Consider the following 275-nt stretch of genomic DNA (forward strand, 5'->3'; position numbering starts at 1 on the left):
TATCCGTCGCAGTGGTGGTGATCTTGTGTTCACCTTCCACCAATGGGGTGGTTGGGGTAAATGACCAGGCACCCTTGTCGTCGGCAGCAGCCGACCCCAACAGTTTTCCATCATCATAGACATTGATGATGCTATTTGGCTCTGTCGTTCCCTTGAAGGTTGGGTTGGCATCGTCAGTGGCATCGCCGCTGGTCAATGGACCACGGTTATCACCGACGTCATCAATGGCGCTACCAATCACCGGCTGATCTGGCGCGGTGGTATCTACCTTCAGT

Annotated in this window: 1 protein-coding gene; it reads right to left on the reverse strand. The window is 54.2% G+C overall.

Translation table 11 applies throughout. From position 1 onward, the window contains the following. Window positions 1–275, reverse strand: a 275-nt coding sequence (locus AC2A06_RS19020; RefSeq protein WP_484381321.1) for an Ig-like domain-containing protein, incomplete at both ends; no start/stop codon positions are given.

The sequence above is a fragment of the Serratia sp. HNCC26DJ244 genome, from assembly GCF_057180565.1.